Annotated in this window: 21 protein-coding genes; 6 read left to right on the top strand and 15 right to left on the bottom strand. The window is 65.8% G+C overall.

The features are described 5' to 3' along the window. Positions 1-86: 86 nt before the first annotated feature. On the bottom strand, positions 87-656 hold the full coding sequence (locus ACOYR4_RS00675; protein ID WP_015011964.1) for a cob(I)yrinic acid a,c-diamide adenosyltransferase: 570 nt from the start codon (positions 654-656) through the stop codon (positions 87-89). A gap of 185 nt (positions 657-841) precedes the next feature. Next, on the bottom strand, positions 842-1,282 hold the full coding sequence (locus ACOYR4_RS00670) for a hypothetical protein (protein ID WP_110960564.1): 441 nt from the start codon (positions 1,280-1,282) through the stop codon (positions 842-844). A gap of 331 nt (positions 1,283-1,613) precedes the next feature. Here ACOYR4_RS00670 and ACOYR4_RS00665 point away from each other — a divergent pair, with 331 nt between their 5' ends. After that, the gene (locus ACOYR4_RS00665) at positions 1,614-1,982 is read left to right on the top strand and encodes an EF-hand domain-containing protein (protein ID WP_015011962.1); all 369 of its coding nucleotides are present in this window, start codon (positions 1,614-1,616) and stop codon (positions 1,980-1,982) included. A gap of 132 nt (positions 1,983-2,114) precedes the next feature. Here ACOYR4_RS00665 and ACOYR4_RS00660 read toward each other — a convergent pair whose 3' ends face one another. From ACOYR4_RS00660 to ACOYR4_RS00615, 10 genes are all read right to left on the bottom strand, one after another. Next, entirely contained in the window at positions 2,115-2,909 is a 795-nt protein-coding gene (locus ACOYR4_RS00660) for an amino acid ABC transporter ATP-binding protein (protein WP_422848305.1), read from the bottom strand. Then, on the bottom strand, positions 2,893-3,546 hold the full coding sequence (locus ACOYR4_RS00655; RefSeq protein WP_015011960.1) for an amino acid ABC transporter permease: 654 nt from the start codon (positions 3,544-3,546) through the stop codon (positions 2,893-2,895). Before ACOYR4_RS00655 ends, ACOYR4_RS00660 begins: the two co-directional genes overlap by 17 nt. A gap of 6 nt (positions 3,547-3,552) precedes the next feature. Next, a complete protein-coding gene (locus ACOYR4_RS00650) occupies positions 3,553-4,227 on the bottom strand; it encodes an amino acid ABC transporter permease (RefSeq protein ID WP_422848304.1) in 675 nt (224 codons plus the stop codon). Positions 4,228-4,295: 68 nt separating this feature from the next. Further along, positions 4,296-5,114, bottom strand: coding sequence for a transporter substrate-binding domain-containing protein (locus tag ACOYR4_RS00645; RefSeq protein ID WP_422848303.1), 819 nt, complete (start codon positions 5,112-5,114; stop codon positions 4,296-4,298). Next, complete coding sequence (locus ACOYR4_RS00640; protein WP_291504613.1) at positions 5,111-5,905, bottom strand: GntR family transcriptional regulator; 795 nt, start codon at positions 5,903-5,905, stop codon at positions 5,111-5,113. The genes ACOYR4_RS00645 and ACOYR4_RS00640 overlap by 4 nt, the downstream gene beginning before the upstream one ends. 270 nt (positions 5,906-6,175) lie before the next feature. Continuing rightward, complete coding sequence (locus ACOYR4_RS00635; protein ID WP_422848302.1) at positions 6,176-6,598, bottom strand: DUF2752 domain-containing protein; 423 nt, start codon at positions 6,596-6,598, stop codon at positions 6,176-6,178. 13 nt (positions 6,599-6,611) lie between these two features. Continuing rightward, positions 6,612-7,184 (bottom strand): hypothetical protein, encoded by a 573-nt coding sequence (locus tag ACOYR4_RS00630; RefSeq protein ID WP_015011955.1) that lies wholly within the window; start codon positions 7,182-7,184, stop codon positions 6,612-6,614. Between the two features lie 109 nt (positions 7,185-7,293). Then, positions 7,294-8,802, bottom strand: a complete 1,509-nt coding sequence (locus ACOYR4_RS00625; protein WP_422848301.1) for a carboxylesterase/lipase family protein — start codon at positions 8,800-8,802, stop codon at positions 7,294-7,296. Next, positions 8,799-9,797: a Bug family tripartite tricarboxylate transporter substrate binding protein gene (locus ACOYR4_RS00620; protein WP_422848300.1), complete on the bottom strand. Its 999-nt coding sequence runs from the start codon at positions 9,795-9,797 to the stop codon at positions 8,799-8,801. Before ACOYR4_RS00620 ends, ACOYR4_RS00625 begins: the two co-directional genes overlap by 4 nt. Before the next feature lie 112 nt (positions 9,798-9,909). Further along, positions 9,910-10,584 carry a TetR/AcrR family transcriptional regulator gene (locus tag ACOYR4_RS00615; RefSeq protein ID WP_422848299.1) on the bottom strand — a complete coding sequence of 225 codons (675 nt, stop codon included), beginning with the start codon at positions 10,582-10,584 and terminating at the stop codon, positions 9,910-9,912. Between the two features lie 170 nt (positions 10,585-10,754). Between ACOYR4_RS00615 and ACOYR4_RS00610 the strand changes: the two genes are divergently transcribed. The 3 genes from ACOYR4_RS00610 to ACOYR4_RS00600 all read left to right on the top strand — a co-directional run bounded on the left by ACOYR4_RS00610 (position 10,755) and on the right by ACOYR4_RS00600 (position 13,461). Continuing rightward, positions 10,755-12,179: an FAD-binding oxidoreductase gene (locus ACOYR4_RS00610; RefSeq protein WP_060987008.1), complete on the top strand. Its 1,425-nt coding sequence runs from the start codon at positions 10,755-10,757 to the stop codon at positions 12,177-12,179. A gap of 117 nt (positions 12,180-12,296) precedes the next feature. After that, positions 12,297-13,088, top strand: coding sequence for a hypothetical protein (locus ACOYR4_RS00605; protein WP_422848298.1), 792 nt, complete (start codon positions 12,297-12,299; stop codon positions 13,086-13,088). Between the two features lie 79 nt (positions 13,089-13,167). Next, the gene (locus tag ACOYR4_RS00600) at positions 13,168-13,461 is read left to right on the top strand and encodes a hypothetical protein (RefSeq protein ID WP_101390007.1); all 294 of its coding nucleotides are present in this window, start codon (positions 13,168-13,170) and stop codon (positions 13,459-13,461) included. 142 nt (positions 13,462-13,603) lie between these two features. Here ACOYR4_RS00600 and ACOYR4_RS00595 read toward each other — a convergent pair whose 3' ends face one another. Together ACOYR4_RS00595 and ACOYR4_RS00590 are read right to left on the bottom strand one after the other, a co-directional pair. Continuing rightward, complete coding sequence (locus tag ACOYR4_RS00595) at positions 13,604-13,960, bottom strand: antibiotic biosynthesis monooxygenase family protein (RefSeq protein ID WP_099731613.1); 357 nt, start codon at positions 13,958-13,960, stop codon at positions 13,604-13,606. Next, positions 13,957-14,301 (bottom strand): NIPSNAP family protein, encoded by a 345-nt coding sequence (locus ACOYR4_RS00590; RefSeq protein WP_099731614.1) that lies wholly within the window; start codon positions 14,299-14,301, stop codon positions 13,957-13,959. Before ACOYR4_RS00590 ends, ACOYR4_RS00595 begins: the two co-directional genes overlap by 4 nt. 79 nt (positions 14,302-14,380) lie before the next feature. On the opposite strand from ACOYR4_RS00590, the gene ACOYR4_RS00585 reads away from it, so the two are divergent. Both ACOYR4_RS00585 and ACOYR4_RS00580 read left to right on the top strand, forming a co-directional pair. Then, on the top strand, positions 14,381-15,109 hold the full coding sequence (locus tag ACOYR4_RS00585; RefSeq protein ID WP_015011946.1) for an ArsR/SmtB family transcription factor: 729 nt from the start codon (positions 14,381-14,383) through the stop codon (positions 15,107-15,109). Next, positions 15,103-15,429 (top strand): YnfA family protein, encoded by a 327-nt coding sequence (locus tag ACOYR4_RS00580; protein WP_422848297.1) that lies wholly within the window; start codon positions 15,103-15,105, stop codon positions 15,427-15,429. The genes ACOYR4_RS00585 and ACOYR4_RS00580 overlap by 7 nt, the downstream gene beginning before the upstream one ends. Positions 15,430-15,479: 50 nt before the next feature. Here ACOYR4_RS00580 and ACOYR4_RS00575 read toward each other — a convergent pair whose 3' ends face one another. Next, a complete protein-coding gene (locus tag ACOYR4_RS00575; protein ID WP_422848296.1) occupies positions 15,480-17,018 on the bottom strand; it encodes an ABC transporter substrate-binding protein in 1,539 nt (512 codons plus the stop codon). Positions 17,019-17,219 lie beyond the last annotated feature (201 nt).

The following is a 17,219-nucleotide window of genomic DNA, read 5'->3' as shown; positions in this document are numbered from 1 at the left end:
TCTGGCAACGCGCCCGTGGCAAAAGCTGGAGGTGTTGTTTGATGAAATCGGCTCCAAGCGCTAGATGAATATGCGCTAGCCGCTATTTATTCAGTAGCATTCTGCTGCGCCAAGCGCTCGCTTTTCCAGTACACGTCATCCCCGCCATCCATGCGGTTGAGCACGCGGGCCAGCACGAACATCAGGTCGGAGAGGCGGTTGAGGTACTGGCGTGGCGCGTCGTTCAGCGCCTCTTCGTTGCCCAGAGCGACGACGGCGCGTTCGGCGCGGCGGGCCACGGTGCGGCAAATGTGCGCTTGCGATGCGGCGCGCGTGCCTGCGGGCAGGATGAACTCCTGCAGGCGCGGCAGCGCGGCGTTGTGGTGGGCCAAGGCTTCGTCCAGAGCCAGCACGGCTTCGGCCTTGAGCAATTCAAAGCCCGGGATAGACAGCTCACCGCCCAGGTTGAACAGCTGGTGCTGCACCTCGACCAGCAGGGTGCGGACTTCATCGGGCATGGGCTCGCACAGCAGCAGGCCGATGTGGGAGTTGAGCTCGTCCACATCGCCCATCGCGTGGATACGCAGGCTGTTTTTGGAGACGCGCTGGTTGTTGCCCAGGCCGGTGGTGCCGGCGTCGCCGGTGCGCGTGGCGATCTGTGAAAGTCGGTTGGCCATGTGAATGGATGCGGGTCAGCAAACGGAAGATGCCGGATTGTCCCCCGAGCGGCCATCCCCTTTTGCCCGCACGGTCGAGATACCAAAGAAGCGCCCCTGCGCGGCGGGACGCAGGGGCGCTTGGGGGTGTGGAGAAGTTTCCCCACAGGTTTCCCCACAGTTGGCGGGCGAAGCCGCCGGGGTCATCAGTGGGTTGCCGACGTGCGGTTCAATTTATCGATGTCTGCCGTGGACACGCCCGTGTTGGTGGGCTGCATCTGGTTCCAGGCCTGTGCGTGGTAGGCATCCCATTCAGCCCGCGACACCATGCCATCACCATTGGTGTCCATCAGCCGCGCGTTCACGCGCATATCGGCCTTGGCAGCGGCCTTGCCGCCGGCTGCGCTGGGGTTGATCTCTGCCACTGGGGCTGCACGGCCATTGCCGGCTGCGGGGTCAGCGGGAGCCGCTGTGCTGCGGCTGGCGCGCTGGTCGACCTTGTTCTGGGCCGCAGAGGCTGCCACACCACCCGATGCCGTGGGGTTCACTTCAGAGGGTGGGCGGGCGGTGTTGTTGGCAGGTGCCTGGGCCAGTGCGGCGGTACAGGCGAAGGCAGCGAGTGCGGCGAGAACGGTTTGCTTTTGCATGGAATGGCTCCTTGGTGGAAGTTGAACAACAGCGTCCCGCAGGACACATGCAGTTCATTGTTGGAAGGAGTGCGGGCAGACGCTGTAGGACACGCACGGGCCTGCCGGTCATCCCCCCATCGTCCCGGCGCGTAGGGCGCAGCGCGGAACGAGGCCCTGGTTTGCGCCTACTTTTGGCTACATCCGCCGCGCGCCCAGACACAAAACACGGCCGCCGCGTTACACAGCGCAGGCAAATGTAGAGCGAGGCAACAGCAGGCAAGAGTGCTGGCGTGGGGCCGCTGGCTGCGGTGCAATGCAAGCCTGTTCAACTTCAAAGGAGCTTCGCTTCATGAAAGCACTGCAACGACGCAACTACTCGTTCGACACCCGCAGCGTGATGCTCTTCGCCGCGCTCTCCCTGGGGGGTGTGGGTGCCTTGCAGGCACAGACCTCCTCCTCTTCCTCTCCTCCCCAATTCGGCCCTGCGAGCAAGAGCACTGCACAGTCAGGCTCAGGTTTTTCGGTGGGGCCCAGCAGTGGCGGCGTCTCCACCGCTGCCGCTGCCGCCTTTGACAAGGCCGACAGCAACAAGGACGGCCAGTTGAGCGCACAAGAGGCCGCCACGCTGCCAGCCATCAGCCAACGTTTCAAGGAACTCGATACGGACAAGAACGGATCGCTGTCCCGCGCAGAATTTGACAAGGGGGTGCAGTCCTGACCCTGCCCCCCCGCTTGCCTGCCCTGAGCCAGAGGCCTGAGTAGGCGCAACTACCAAAATGCAAAGCCTGCCCGCGCTGGAACTCCAGGGCGCGGGCAGGCCTTTGTGCGTACGAACAGCGACAGATCGATTTCAGTCGTGCAGCGACGACAAAAACTGCTGCAGTTCCGGCGTCTGCGGGCTGCCAAACAGCTGAGCAGGTGCGCCCTGCTCATGCACACGCCCCTGGTGCATGAAGATCACGCGGTCGCTCACCTTGCGGGCAAACGCCATCTCGTGCGTGACCATCATCAGCGTCATGCCTTCTTGCGCTAACGACTCCACCACGCGCAGCACTTCGCCCACGAGTTCAGGGTCCAGCGCCGAGGTGATCTCGTCGCACAGCAGCACCTGCGGCTCCATGGCCAGCGCGCGGGCTATGGCCACGCGCTGCTGCTGGCCGCCCGAGAGCTGGTCGGGCATGGCGTCAAACTTCTCGGCCAGCCCCACGCGCGCCAGCAGCTGGCGCGCCTGCGCCTCGGCCGCCTTGGCATCGCGCGATTTCACCAATGTGGGCGCCAGCATGATGTTGCGGCCCACACTGAGGTGCGGAAACAGGTTAAAGCTCTGGAAGATCATGCCCACCTGCTGGCGCAGCGCACGCATGGCCGTGGGGCTGTCGTGCAGCAGCTTCTGGCCGTTGACGCTGAGCGCGCCTTCCTGGAACTCTTCCAGCCCGTTCACACAGCGCAGCAGCGTGCTCTTGCCCGAGCCGCTCTTGCCGATGATGGCAATCACCTCGCCGCGCTGCACCTTGAGGTCAATGCCCTTGAGCACCTCGTTGCTGCCGTAGGACTTGCGCAGGGCGGTGATGTCCACGATGGGGGGCTCGCCCACCACGATGCCGTCGTGCGCGGGGACCGGGGTGGTTTCAACGGCGGTTGCCATGGAGTTTCCTTTCAAGCGATTGCGCCACCAGGCTCACGGGGAAGCACAGGGCAAAGTACAGCAGCGCCACACAGGCGTAGACGAGGAAGGGCTGGTAGGTGGCGTTGGATATCATGCTGCCCGCCTTGGTCAGCTCCACAAAGCCGATGACCGAGGCCAGTGCAGTGCCCTTGATCACCTGCACCAGAAAACCCACCGTGGGCGGCACCGCAATACGCAGCGCCTGGGGCAGCACCACATGGCGCAGCTGCTCGCCAAAGTTGAGCGCCAGGCTTTGCGCGGCCTCCCACTGCCCCTTGGGGATGGAGGCCACACAGCCGCGCCAGATCTCGGTGAGGTAGGCGCTGGTATAGAGCGTGAGCGCCACCGCAGCAGCCGTCCACGGCGAGGTCTTGATGCCAAAGAGCGCAATGCCAAAGTACGCCAGAAACAGCTGCATGAGCAGCGGCGTGCCCTGGAACACCTGCACATAGGCGCCCACCGCGCGGTCCACGCCGCGCAGCTTGGACAGGCGCAGCACCAGGAGCACCAGACCCACCAGGCCACCACCGATGAAGGCGATGAGGGACAGGGACACCGTCCAGCGCGCTGCGAGCAGCAGGTTGCGCAGGATGTCCCAGAGAGAAAACTCGACCATAGCGGCTTACCTCCCGACCAAGAAACGCGCCCCCACCCACATCAGCAGGCGGCGGGTCAACATGGACAGCACCAGGTACACCGCCGTGGCGAGGATGAAGGCCTCGAACGCGCGGAAGGTGTTGCTGGAAATGAGGTTGGCGGCGTAGCTCAGCTCAGGCGTGGAGATCTGCCCGCACACGGCCGAGCCCAGCATCACGATGATGATCTGGCTCACCATCGCGGGCCACACCTTGAGCAACGCTGGCGGCAGCACCACGCGGCGGAAGGTCTGCCCCGGCGTGAACGCCAGGCTCTGCGCGGCCTCGATCTGCCCGCGCGGCGTGGCTTCGATGCCAGCGCGGATGATCTCGGCCGAGTACGCACCCAGGTTGATCACCATGGCCAGCACCGACGCGACCTCGGGCGTGAGCTTGAGCCCGAGGGCCGGCAGCCCGAAGAAGATGAAGAACAGCTGCACGATGAACGGCGTGTTGCGCACCAGCTCCACATAGCTGGCCACGGCCCAGCGCAGCGCGGTGGGCCGATGGCCCAGGTTGCGCGCCCGCGCCCAGGCGCAGGCCGTGCCCAGCAACAGGCCCAACACAGTGCCCACAATGGTGAGGCCAATGGTCCAGACCACGCCGCGCACCAGCAGCGGCCACGACGCAAGGACGGCAGAAAAATCGAGCGCAATCAGCATGCTTGTGCCCTGCGGCGCTTGTCGCGCCACAGGCCCTTGGGTTTCAGCAGGTCATCCGGTGCGCAGCATCACAGAGGCAGGTCGCCCGCAGGGCGGCCCAGCCACTTGTTCGACAGCTTGTCGATGTCGCCCGACTTACGCGCCTCGGCAATGATTTCGTTCACGCGCAGGCGCAGCTTGTCTTCGCCCTTGGCCACGCCGATGAAGTTGGGGCTGTCCTTGAGCAGCAGCTTGTATTCGGTCTGCAGGTTGGGGTTCTTGACCATGATGGTGCCCGCCGTCGATGCGCTGGTGGCAATGGCCTGCGTCTGGCCCGACACAAAGGCCGCAATGCTGGCCGCGTGGTCTTCAAAGCGCTTCACGTCCACGCCGGGGGGCGCCACCTTGGCCAGTTCCTGGTCTTCCATCGCGCCACGCGTCACGGCCACGCTCTTGCCCGCCAGGTCCGCAAAGCTCTTGATGTTCAGGCTCTTGCTGGCGAACACGGCCTGGAAGAACGGCGCATAGGCGGCCGTGAAATCGATGACCTTCTCGCGCTCAGGGTTCTTGCCCAGGGTGGAGATCACGAGGTCCGCCTTCTGCGTCTGCAGGTAGGGGATGCGGTTGGCGCTGGTCACGGGGATCAGTTCCACCTTCACGCCCAGCTTGGTGCCGATGTACTGGGCCATTTCCACGTCCAGGCCCTGGGGCTTGAGATCGGTGCCGACAAAGCCATAGGGCGGGTAGTCGGTGGGGATGGCGATCTTGATTTCCTTGGCCTTGAGGATGTTGTCCAGCGCGTTCTGCGCGTGGGCGGCGGGCGCCAGCAAGGCGGCCGACAGGCCGGCGGCGGCGAGCACGCCCAGCGTGAGGCGGCGGGTGGAAGACTGTGCGCGGTGGGTGGTCATAGCAAGGCTCCTAGGTAGGGGGACGGGTCGGTGGGGGTGTCTTTGGCGGACGCAGAGGAAGCGGTACTTTTGCGGGGCCGGGCCTTGGGCGCTGTGGTCGCCTTGGCAGGTGGGGCCGGGCTCTTGCGCACCGGCGCCAGGGCGTCGCGCAGCCCGGCCAGCGGGTCGCTGCTGGCCTGCAGGCGCAGGGCCGATTGCACGGTGCCGATGTGCTCGGACATCAGCGCTTCGGCGCGGGCGATGTCGCCGGCCTCCAGCGCCTCGACGATGCGCACGTGGTCTTCGCAGCTTTGCGCTGCGTCGTGCGACGACTGATAAAGCATGGCGATGAGCGTGGTGCGCGCGGTGAAATCGCGCAGCGTGTCGGCCAGGAGGCTGTTGCCCAGGCATTCGGCCAGGCACACGTGGAAGTCGCCCAGCAAGAAGCTGCGCGCCCCCACGTCGCTGCCGGCCAGCGCGGCCTTTTCGCGCTGCAGGTGGGCCTTGAGCTGGCGCACGGCCGCCTTGTCCACCGACTTGAGCTGGTGCAGCAGGCCCAGCTCGATGACGCGGCGCGCCTCGAAAGCCTCGCGCGCTTCGTCCTGCGAGGGCTCAATCACATACCAGCCGCGCCGCGCGCTCACGGTGACGATGCCGCGTGTGGCCAGCCGCGTGAGCGCCTCGCGCACGATGGTTCGGCTGCAGTCAAACAGCATGGCGAGCTGCTGCTCGCCCAGGCGGGAGCCCGGGGCGAGTTTTTGCGCCATCACGGCTTCGATGATGCGATTGCTGATCTCGGTGGCGGTGGTCATTGCCTGCGGTATCGCAGGTTCCGTGCCAACTGGTATACAAGCTCAATGCACCAGCCTGGCGCACGGAGGCTGTGCACCATGGGGGCGGCCTGCCCCGCAACGATGCACAGGACTGCGCTAGGTCGATACCAGGGGATGCTGGTGCATGGATGTGGTGCGCACGCGTTGGCGTTGGCGGGCCGCTATCTACGTACGGCGCCCCAACGGCCACACAAAACTATCGCCCTTGCTCAGGGGGAAACAACAAAGCCCTCAGGGGCCAGCAAGCCGTTATGCGAGCCCAGCCAGGCGCGAGAGCCAGGACAGCACCAGCACGCCCCCCACTGCCGCCAGCACTGCCGGATGCCACCACGGCCAGCGCGCCACGCGGCGGCGGCCCTGGGCGCCTTCGACCACCGCCTGGCCCGCCACCAGCACTAGCCACAGCAGCAGCACCAGCGCGCCCGGGTTGGCGGCCCAGGCGGCCGCCCAGTCGCCCTGAACCAGGGCTGCACAGGCATGGGTGCCGCCGCACAGCGGGCAGGGCATGCCCGTCAGCGCGCGAAACCCGCAACCCATGCCCAGCCCATCCTGCCCCAGCCACCAGGGTGTGGCGGCCATGGCCAGCGGCCAGCCCAGGCCGAACACCAGCCGCAGCCGCCGCGCGCTCCTATCCAGCGGCTGCCAGGCGGGCGTGCCGCCCACCGGCACCACGGCGGGTCCGGGGTCAGAGGGGAGGCAATGCGACCGGTTCATCGCCCACCAGCTGGCGTGCCATGTAGTAGGAGCCGATGGTGGACAACGGCAACGTCAGCAGCGCACCCACCCAGCACAGCAGAAAACCCAGCGAGCCCACGATGCCCAGCACCAGCGAGCAGAAGAACGCCGAGCCCAGGTTCTTGGTCACGATGCTCCAGGCCTGGCTGAAAGCGGCCACACCGTCGCGCTCACCGCGCGCCACCAGAAACAACGCCACCGGGGGCAGCGCCATGATCAGCAGGCCGGGAATGAAACACAGCATGAAGCCCAGCGACACGACCAGCGAGCTGATGAGCCCCGCCACAAACGCGGGCACAAAGTCATCAAAGCCCCGAAAGACATCGCCGATCTGCACCGCTTCGCCGCGCGTCTCGCGCTCGATCATGCGCATGTAGCCCACCATCATGGGCCCGGCCAACAGGCCCGCGCTGATGCCGGCGACCACCATCACCAGCAAGGTGCAAACCACATGGGTGAGCACGTTTTTCTTGAAGGTGCCCCAGGCACCCGACAGGCAATCTCCCACACTGGCTGAAGCCATGGCAATCCCTCTCTCTGTAGTTGGTTGGTCGCGCACAAGCGCCGGCCCAGTGTAGCGAGCCAGCTGCTGCTGTGGTACCCCCCGGCGAGGGATCCCAGTGAGCGGATCGCTACAGCACGCCCTCCCACAGCGCGAACCGCTCAGGCTGCGTGTGGGGCGCACAGAACAGTGTCTCGCCCACATGCTCGACCGGCGGCTGTGCGCCGGCATACGGCGCCCATCCAGGGTTGCCATCCCGCGCAAACGCCACCCAGCGCTGCTGAAGCGCCTCGGACAACGCAATGGGCGGCGCGGGCCCTGCCAGCTCCTGCCCCGTGGGCGTGTAAAGATTGCCGAATACAAACGGCAACTCCACCCCATGCGCAGCGCCCAGGCGCCCGCGCCACTGCGGCGAGGGCCAGGTGAATTCATAACCATGGGCGCTGCGGGCCCATTGGCTGGCCAGCGCGGCAATGCGCTGCGCGGGCACGCGGTAGTAGTAGTCGGACTGCAACGCGCACAGCCACTCCCCGGCCGTTTGCTGCGCGGGCGGCAGCAGGTGGCGCAGGGCGTCGGCGGCACCAGGGCTCAAGCCCACGTCCTGCGCAAAGGCATGGACCTGCGCCTCCGTCACCCGGTCGATGGCGCCGCCGGGCACGTGGTACAGGCGCATCTCCTGCGCGTTGCTGCCCACCAGCACCTGCAGGTCGGGCGACTGGGCCGCCCACTGCTGCGCCAGCGCCTCCAGCGGCGGCGCGGTGAGCACCTGGCCATCGACCACGGGCCGCAGGGGAAAGAAGTTGCGCCCGCCCAGCCCGTGCTGCTGCCGCAGCGCAGGCTCGGACGCCAGCCGGTGCACAGCGTGCAGCACGGCGGTCTGCGGCGCTCCTTCCAATGCAGTCAGGGTGGGCTCCACCCCGGCCAGCGTGGCTACGGCGCGGCGCGCGGCGGCGGCTTCCTCCAAGGTCTGGCAGGCCACGCTGGGGCTTTGCAGAATGACGCGCTGGAACAACCCGCGCGACGCGGGCATGCCCATCAGGCAGGCCAGGGCCCCGGCACCGGCCGACTGGCCGAACACGGTGGTGCGCGCTGCATCGCCGCCCCAGGCGTGGATATGGTCCCGCACCCACTGCAGTGCCAACATCAAGTCCAGCAGGCCGCGATTGGCAGGCGCAGCCTGCTCCTCGCCGTCGAAGTGCAAAAAACCGTCTATGCCCAGCCGGTACTGCACCGACACCAACACCACGCCCCGCCGCGCCAGCGCCGCGCCGTCGTACAGGGGCTCGCTGGCCGCACCGCGAAAGAAGCCGCCGCCATGCACCCACACCATCACGGGCATATGCGCGCCAGGTTCAGCGGGCGGCGCCCACACGTTGACGGCCAGGCAGTCGTCGCCCCCCAGCATGGGCGCAGCGGCACGCGCGGCGCGGGGCAGCTGCGGCGCCATGGGCGCGAACGCAGTGGCATCGCGCACACCGGACCATGGCGAGGCAGGCACCGGCGCCGCAAACCGCAGCGCGCCGCGTGGCGCCTGCGCGTAGGGCATGCCACGGAAGACACGTACGCCCTCCTCCCACAGGCCGCGCAGCTGCCCGCCGTGGGTCAACGTGACCCGGGGCTCTGCGGTGCCCACCGTCATTCGGTGGCCAGTCCCAGCTTGTCGATCAGTGGGCGCCACACGGCCGCATCGCGCGCCGCCCAGGCGCGTGCATCGGCCGGTGCGGTAGCGGTGAGCGTGACGTTCATGGCTTCGAGGCGGGACTTGTACTGCGCATCGCCGCCCCGGCATTTCTCTGTGGCGGCATTGAGCCGGTTCAGCAGCTCGGGCGGCGTGCCTGCCTTGGCCACCACGGCAATCCACGCGGGCCGCGCCAGGTCGCTGGCGGCGGGCAGGGCCTCGGCGATGGTGGGCACATCGGGCAGCAAGGGCGAGCGCTGCGCACCAAACAGCGCCAGCGGCACCAGCTTGCCCGCCTTGACCTGCGCGGCCGCCGTGCCAATCACCAGCGTCATCGCATGGATCTGCTGGCCCATGAGCGCGGTGAGGCCCGCGCCCTCGCCCACAAAGGGCACATGGGTGCCAGGCACGCCCAGCTTTTCGATGAGCGCAGAGGTCAGCAGGTGCGCTGGGCTGCCCTTGCCCGGCGAACCGAAGTTGATACCGCCCGGCGTGGAGCGCGCCAGCTTCTGCAGATCCGCCAAGCTGGCAATGCCCTGCCCCGCTGGCACGGCCAGCACCAGCGGTGACGTGCCCAGCACGGCCACGCCGTCAAAGTCGCGCAGCGGGTCGTAGGGCTGCTGCTTGTAGACGTAGGGCGTGATGGTCATCTGCGACATGCCGATGCTCAGCAGGTTGTAGCCATCTGCAGGCTGGGCCTTCAGGTAGTTGACGGCCAGGATGCCGTTGGCCCCGGGCTTGTTCTGCACCACCACGGGCTGGCCCAGCTCGCGCGCGGCGCAATCAGCCCACACGCGCGTCATCGCGTCCGAACCGCTGCCCGGCGGCTGCTGGGCGATGAGCTGGATGGGCTTGGCCGGGTAGGCTGCGGGCTGCTGCGCCAGGGCCCCACCGGCCAGGCAGGCGAGTGCGGCCAGCGCGACCGTGCGTGGAACGCGCGTGAATGCTGAGGTCATGGTGTGTCTCCTGGTGATTTTTTTCGATAGATGTACGCGTTGCGTGGCGTGCAGGCGGGAGATGCCGCACACCACAACAAGCAGACAAATAGACAAATAGACAAATGGGGGATCAGCGGCGGCGTGTGCGCGCCTTTGGAGGCGCAGCAGCGGCTTCGCACCGGGTGGCGATCCATTCGGCCAGGCAGTCCAGTTGCGCCTGCTGGGCGGCATCGGGCACGGAGGGCGGTGCGGGAGCAAACAGCTGCAACAGCCCGAGCCCGCGCAGCGACGACAGCACCAGGCCCAGCAGGCCATCGCGGTCGGGCTCTGTCGCCAGTTCGGGGAAGGCGCCGAAGAAGCCTTCGTGCATGCGCGCCTGCACGCTCTGGCGCAGCTCGGCAATGTGGCCCAGCACTTCGGGCTGGTTGCGGCAGCCCAGGTAGATGTTCCAGGCCACGATAAAGCGCGGCTGCGCATAGACCAGGATCCACACCGCCTGCACAAACTTCGCCGCCCGCTCGCGCGCTGGTAGCGCCGGGCTGGGCCAAAGCTCGCCCGAACGCACGGTGGACTCGATCAGCTCACTGAGCACATTCATCATCAGCACCGCTTTCGATTCGAAGTGGTGCTGCACCGCGCCCGAGGTCATGCCCGCCGACTTGGCCAGCTCGTGGATGGACATCTCCTCCAGGCTGCGGTGCTGGATCACGTCGATGGCCGTGGCAATCAGGTGCTGGCGCGTGGCGGCGCTGCGCTCGGCATGGGTGCGGCGCGTCCCGGCCTTGGGGGAAACACGGTGGTTCATGACGCTTTCACAATATACATTTCAAACGTAATGTATTTATGCAGACGCAGACCCACAAGCCCGTAAATACCCGCATCCCCACCCGGGCTCAAGCTGGGCGAGCCAGGACCTGTCCACGGGGCCGAACCTAGAATGCTTCTCACTGACCGCACCCACCGGAGACACACACCATGAACGCCCCCACCGCTGCCGCCCACCTGCTGCCCGAAATCCAACTGCGCGACGTGCCCCAGGCCCTCATCGATGCACTGCAGGCCCGCTTCGGCGCGCAGTGCTCGCTGGCCCAGGCCGTGCGCGAGCAGCACGGGCGCGACGAGGGCTCGCTGCAGGCCCCGCCGCCCAGCGCCGTGGTGTTTGCCGAAAGCACGCAAGATGTGGCCGACGCGGTCAAGCTGGCCAGCCAGTACGACGTGCCCGTGATCCCCTACGGCGCGGGCTCGTCGCTCGAAGGCCACCTGCTGGCCGTGCAGGGCGGCATCAGCATCGATGTGAGCCGCATGAACCAGGTGCTCAGCATCAACGCCGAAGACCTCACCGTGACGGTGCAGCCCGGCATCACGCGCAAGCAGCTCAACGAAGCCATTAAGGACACGGGCCTTTTCTTTCCCATCGACCCTGGCGCTGATGCCAGCATTGGCGGCATGAGCGCCACGCGTGCCAGCGGCACCAACGCCGTGCGCTACGGCACCATGCGCGAGAACGTGCTGGCGCTGGAGGTGGTGACCGCCAGCGGCGAAGTCATCCACACCGGCACCCGCGCCAAGAAAAGCAGCGCGGGCTATGACCTCACGCGCCTGATGGTGGGCAGCGAAGGCACGCTGGGCATCATGACCGAGATCACCGTGCGCCTGTACCCGCTGCCCGAAGCGGTGAGCGCCGCCATCTGCTCCTTCCCCAGCATCGAAGCGGCCGTGCGCACCACCATCCAGATCATCCAGATCGGCGTGCCGATTGCGCGCGTGGAACTCATCGACCACCACACCGTGCGCATGGTGAACGCGCACAGCAAGCTGACCCTGCGCGAGGAACCCATGCTGCTGATGGAGTTCCACGGCTCGCCCGCCAGCGTGAAAGAACAGGCCGAGATGGTGCAAGACATTGCCAGCGAATTTGGCGGCCAGGCCTTTGAATGGGCCAGCACGCCCGAAGAACGCACGCGCCTGTGGACCGCGCGGCACAACGCCTACTTTGCCGCCGTGCAAAGCCGCCCTGGCTGTCGCGCCATCAGCACCGACACCTGCGTGCCCATCAGCCGCCTGGCCGACTGCCTGCTCGAATCGGTGGACGAGGTCGAAGCCAGCGGCATCCCCTACTTCCTCGTGGGCCACGTGGGCGACGGCAACTTCCACTTCGGCTACCTCATCGACCCGAACAGCGCCGAGGAACGCACCAAGGCCGAAGCCATGAACCACACCCTGGTGGCCCGGGCCCTGAGCATGGGCGGCACCTGCACCGGTGAGCATGGTGTGGGCATCCACAAGATGGGCTTCTTGCTGGACGAAACCGGCACCGGCGCGGTGGACATGATGCGCGCCATCAAACGCGCGCTGGACCCGAAGAACATCCTGAATCCGGGCAAGATTTTTGCGATGTGATGGCATGGGGCCGTCCCCCGGGACGGCGGAACCCATGGCCGATCGAGCCGCAAAAAGATGGCGGGGGTGCCACCGGGTGCATCTCCGCACCATCAATGAACAACAAGAGAGGTCAACGTGGGTGCTTGGGGAGGGGGTCTCTTTGCCAACGACACAAGCTGTGATGTTCGCGACGACTATGTCCGGCACCTGACGCACGGACTCTCTGCCGAGGAAGCTTGCCAGAAGATCCTGGCCCGCTACGGCGACCTGCTCGCAAACCCGGAAATCGCCTGCCTTGTATACCTTGCCCTGGCCGACACCGCATGGCGCTATGGGCGACTAGATCAGGCACTGAAAGACAAAGCCCTTTCGCTGCTGCAGTCGGGTGGGGATGTCGATGTGTGGGAGCGGGATGCACCTGGCGACGTCGCGTCGCGCCGCAAAACCCTTCAGGCACTGGAGGCCCGCCTCCACACGCCCCAACCGCCTGAAAAGCCGATCCAGGTTTCACCACCAAAACAAAAGAAGATCCGGACCTCATCCCCTGTGGGAACGGTTTTCTCCTTGGACCTGCCCCTGGGAGGCTCGGCCTTGCTGGTGCTGGTGGGGTTTGCGGAGCTGGAGAACAGCGTGGACCCCGTCTTTTCGGTCCTCGGCCAGCGCTTTGCCTCGCCATCAGAGATGCCCGCTCAGATTACCGTGAGCGATGCGACGCTGGTGCTTTCAAAGACCTCTTATCAGCCCTATCAACACGTCGCCATTCTTCCCAAGGACGAAAGAAAGAACATACTTTCAGGGCTGGTGCACACCAGTATTCCGGTGGCCGCCGCCATGCCTTACCAACGCGACCGTACGGTGTGGTTGACCCTGGGGCGCATTGCCAAAGAAATCAACGCGCACATGGCTACCGAGCCTGCGCGTGCATAGCACCAAAACCCTCACCTGACGGTTGTTGCGCCCCTCCGAGAGCGTTTTCACAGTGCACAAAAAGCCTATGCCATTTGACATGTACGCCAACGGCCAGCACGAAGCCATCCAGCACCAGGAAGAGTTCATCTTTGCACTGGCCCAGGCCAACGCTCCTCAGTTCCCGGCACTTTCAGCGCTATGGGAGGCGTACTACGACGATCCCCGTATCTCATCCGCACATGCCAGCGCACTGTTGCATGAACTGATCGCGCTGCTGGCTATCAACGGCGGTAGCGCCAACAAGTCCCTGGTGAACATCGTCGTTCGTTTGTTGCCCTTTTTCAGCATGGCGAGCCAAGGCGGTCATGAGATCAGAACGCAGAGTGACTGAGAAGATGTGCCCGCGCATCTAGAAAGCGCAGAAACGGGCATGGAGTTGCACCGACCACCCGGCCTGCCGCTGCTGGATGAGTGCGGGGCGCTAACGTGAAGATCACGAGGCGAGTCGCGTACTCTCGGCCGAATGCAACGAACTACGGCATGCCAGTTTCCAGCGTGGCGCGCGAATCCGGCGGCGCTTCTTCCCGGTCGTACATGCCGTAGTCCCGTACCACAGCGGCCACACGCAAACGGTAGTCACGGAAGATGCTGGCGCGGCCCAGCCGCTGGGTGTGACGGTGGGCTTCCATCTGCCGCCAACAGGCCACGGCCTCCTCGTCGCGCCAAAAGGACAGCGACAGCAGACGGCCAGGCTCAGTCAGGCTCTGAAAGCGCTCAATGGAAATGAAGCCATCCACTTGCTCCAGCAGCGGACGCAGCGTTGCAGCCGCTTGAAGGTAGGCGTCCTGCTGGCCGGGTGCTGGTTGAACTTCAAAGATCACAGCCATCATGCAGCACGCTCCTGCGGGTGCGCGGGCAAGCCCAATGTGCCTTCCACCCCCTGTGTGAACGTGCGCTCCTCGCGAAGAATGAAGCGCTTATCCTGCGCCATCGCAAAGTTGGCGAGGCCTTCGGGGTCTGCGCGCAGTCGGGCCCGGTAGGCCTCGTAGGCAGCCAGGGACTCAAAGCCGATCAGGCCCCAGGCCTCGTAGTTGCTGCCTTCGTGCGGCAGGAAGTAGCCCAGCAGATGGCCGCCGCAGCGGGGAATGATCTGGCCCCAGCGGCGCGCGTATTCGGCAAACGCCTCGCGCTGAAAGGGATCGATTTCGTAGCGAATGAAGCATGTGATCATGGCGTTCAGGAGAGGTTGGTGGACAAGGGCTTCACGATAGGCGGTTGACGGCCATCAATGGTTCGCCCAAGATCGAACCATGAAAGACGGCCCTCACATCGCGCGCATTGCCGCGCTCATCGGCGACAGCGCACGCGCCGAAGTCCTCACCGCCCTGATGGCAGACCGCGCGCTCACGGCCACCGAGCTGGCCGACATTGCAGGCGTGACCAAGCAGACCATCAGCGCCCACCTCGCCAAGCTGCTGGATGCGGGCCTGATCGCCGTGGAGAGCCAGGGCCGGCACCGCTACTTCCGGCTGGCGGACCGGGATGTAGCCCACTTGCTGGAGTCGCTGATGAACGTGGCGTTTCGCGCCGGTGCCGTGCGGCTGCGCGCCAGCCCCCGGGAGCCTGCGCTGCGCCGCGCGCGCATGTGCTACGACCACTTGGCGGGCGAGGTGGGCGTGCAGTTTTATGAAGCACTGGTACGCCAGGGCATGCTGCAGGCCACACCCCAGGGGTCGGCCATCACGCCCGCTGGCGCGCAGTGGTTTGCGCACGTGGGGATCGACACGTCCACGTTGGGGCAGCAACGGCGCATGGTGTGCCGCCCCTGCCTGGACTGGAGCGAGCGCCGCCACCACCTGGGCGGCGCCCTGGGCGCGGCGCTGCTGCAGTGCCTCTTCGATGGGGGATGGGCCCACCGCGCTCAGGACTCGCGCGTGGTGCACTTCACCCCCAAGGGCGAGCTGGCGCTGCGCCAGTGGCTGGCCACCCACCCGGATGCCCCGAACCCCAGCGCCGCACAAGGCCCCGCACCATGCTGAATACCCTGCTGCTTTTTATCGCCACGGCCCTCGCTGAAATCGTGGGCTGCTACCTGCCCTGGCTCTGGCTCAAGCAAGGCAAGCCCGCGTGGCTCCTGTTGCCTGCTGCCGCGAGCCTGGCGCTATTTGCCTGGCTCTTGACGCTGCACGAAACCACTGGCGCAGGCCGCGTGTATGCGGCCTACGGCGGGGTCTATATCGGGGTGGCACTGGTATGGCTGTGGGCGGTAGATGGCATCCGCCCCACGCCGTGGGATGTGGCGGGGGTGCTGGTGGCGCTGGCCGGCATGGCAATCATCATGCTGCAACCTGCGCGCTGACGCAGACTTGCGCCGTGGGCCGGGCGCAGACCAGCACCTCAGGAAGCGACTCAGTTCACCTTGATCAAACGCCAGTCGATGCGGTTGTCCGGCCGCTGCACGAGCTCCACGTTTTTCTTCATGGCCCAGGCCAGCATCTGGTTGTGCAGCGGGATGTGGGCCACGGTGTCGTTCTGCAGCTGCAGGCCTTCGGTCAGCAGGCGGTTGCGCACGGGCAGGTCGGTCTCGGTCTTCACGCGGTCCACGATGTAGTCCATGCGCTCGTTGCTGTAGCGGCCCAGGTTGTAGTTGCCGTCGCCGCCCGTGGTCTTGGTGCGAGTGAGCGACTGCAGCGTGTACAGCGCATCAAACGTAGGCACGCCCCAGCTCAGCAGCGCGATGCTGGCCTCGTGCCGCTGGGTCATGGGGTAGTAGCTCACGGCGGGCATGGTGCGCAGCTTGGCCTTGACGCCGATGCGCGACCACATGGCGGTGATCGCCTGGCACAGTTGCTCGTCCTGCACGATGGCGTTGTTGCTGCAGGCCAAGTCCACCTCAAAGCCATCGCTGTAGCCGGCCTGCGTCAGCAGCTCTTTGGCGGCACTGGGGTCGTAGGGCAGACGCTTGTCCACCGCGTCGGTCCACCCGTTGACCAGGGGCGACACCATGGCACCGGTGGGTTTGGACATGCCGCGCATGGTCACGCGCTGCAAGGTCGCGCCATCGATGGCCTGGTACAGCGCCTTGCGCACACGCAGGTCCTTCAGCGGGTTCTTGCCCTTGATGTTGCTGCCGGGCAGCTCGTCGCGGAACTGGTCCATGGCCAGGTACACAGTGCGGTTCTCCACCATCTCCATGACCTTGAGGTTCGGGTTGGCCTTGATGCGGCCCAGGTCCTGGATGCTGGTGTCGCGCACCATGTCCACCTCGCCGGACAGCAGCGCGGCAATGCGCGTCGCCTCGGACTTGATGGGCAGGTAGGTGATCTCGGTCACGTTGCCTTCCGCCTTGCCCGCGTTCCACCAGCCCGGGTTGGCAGCGAACACGATCTTCTGGTCGGGCACCCATTCCTTGAGCACGAACGGGCCGGTGCCCATGGCATTGCGGTGCGAATAGGTTTCGTCCTTCGCCTTGATGTCCTTGGGCTCCACTGCGTTGTTCTTCTCGGCCCAGGCCTTGCTCATCACGCGCAGCTCGGTCAGCTGGTTGAGCAGCACGGGGTTGGGGTTCTTCAGAAAGATGTCGATGGTCTCGCCATCCACCTTGGCAATGCGGTCCATGCTCTGGGTGTAGATGGCGTAGGTGGAGGTCTTGCTCATCGCGCGCTGCAGCGAATAGACCACATCGTCCGCCGTCATGGGCGAGCCATCGCTGAACTTCACGCCCTGGCGCAGCTTGAAGCGCATCTGCGTGGGGCTGACCGGCTGCCACGACGTGGCCATCAGCGGCTCCACCCTGAGCGTGCGGCTGTTGAACATCACCAGCGATTCATACACCGCCGCATGGATGCCGTTGCCCAGAGCGCTGTTCTGCGAATGGATGTCCATGGTCTGGATGTCGCTGGAGCCGGACCACTTGAAGGGTTTTGCTACAGCGATGCTGTGCAGCATGCACGACAGCACGGCCGATGTTACAGGGCCGGATAGCAGCGGAGAGCGATCAAAACGCAAGCTCATACAAACCTCCACATTGTTGTTAGAGCGCAATGTGCAATACCTGCTCTCTTCTGCGGAGATGGAAATCCCTGGGATGAGTCCCGGTGGGCGAGTGGACCGACGCTTGGTGCACGCACATTACATGCCACCAATCGA

This window comes from Acidovorax sp. M14 (assembly GCF_049331375.1).
Lineage (GTDB): Bacteria > Pseudomonadota > Gammaproteobacteria > Burkholderiales > Burkholderiaceae_C > Acidovorax.
Note: the sequence above shows the minus strand (reverse complement) of the source record. Positions and strands in the feature narration are given on the sequence as shown.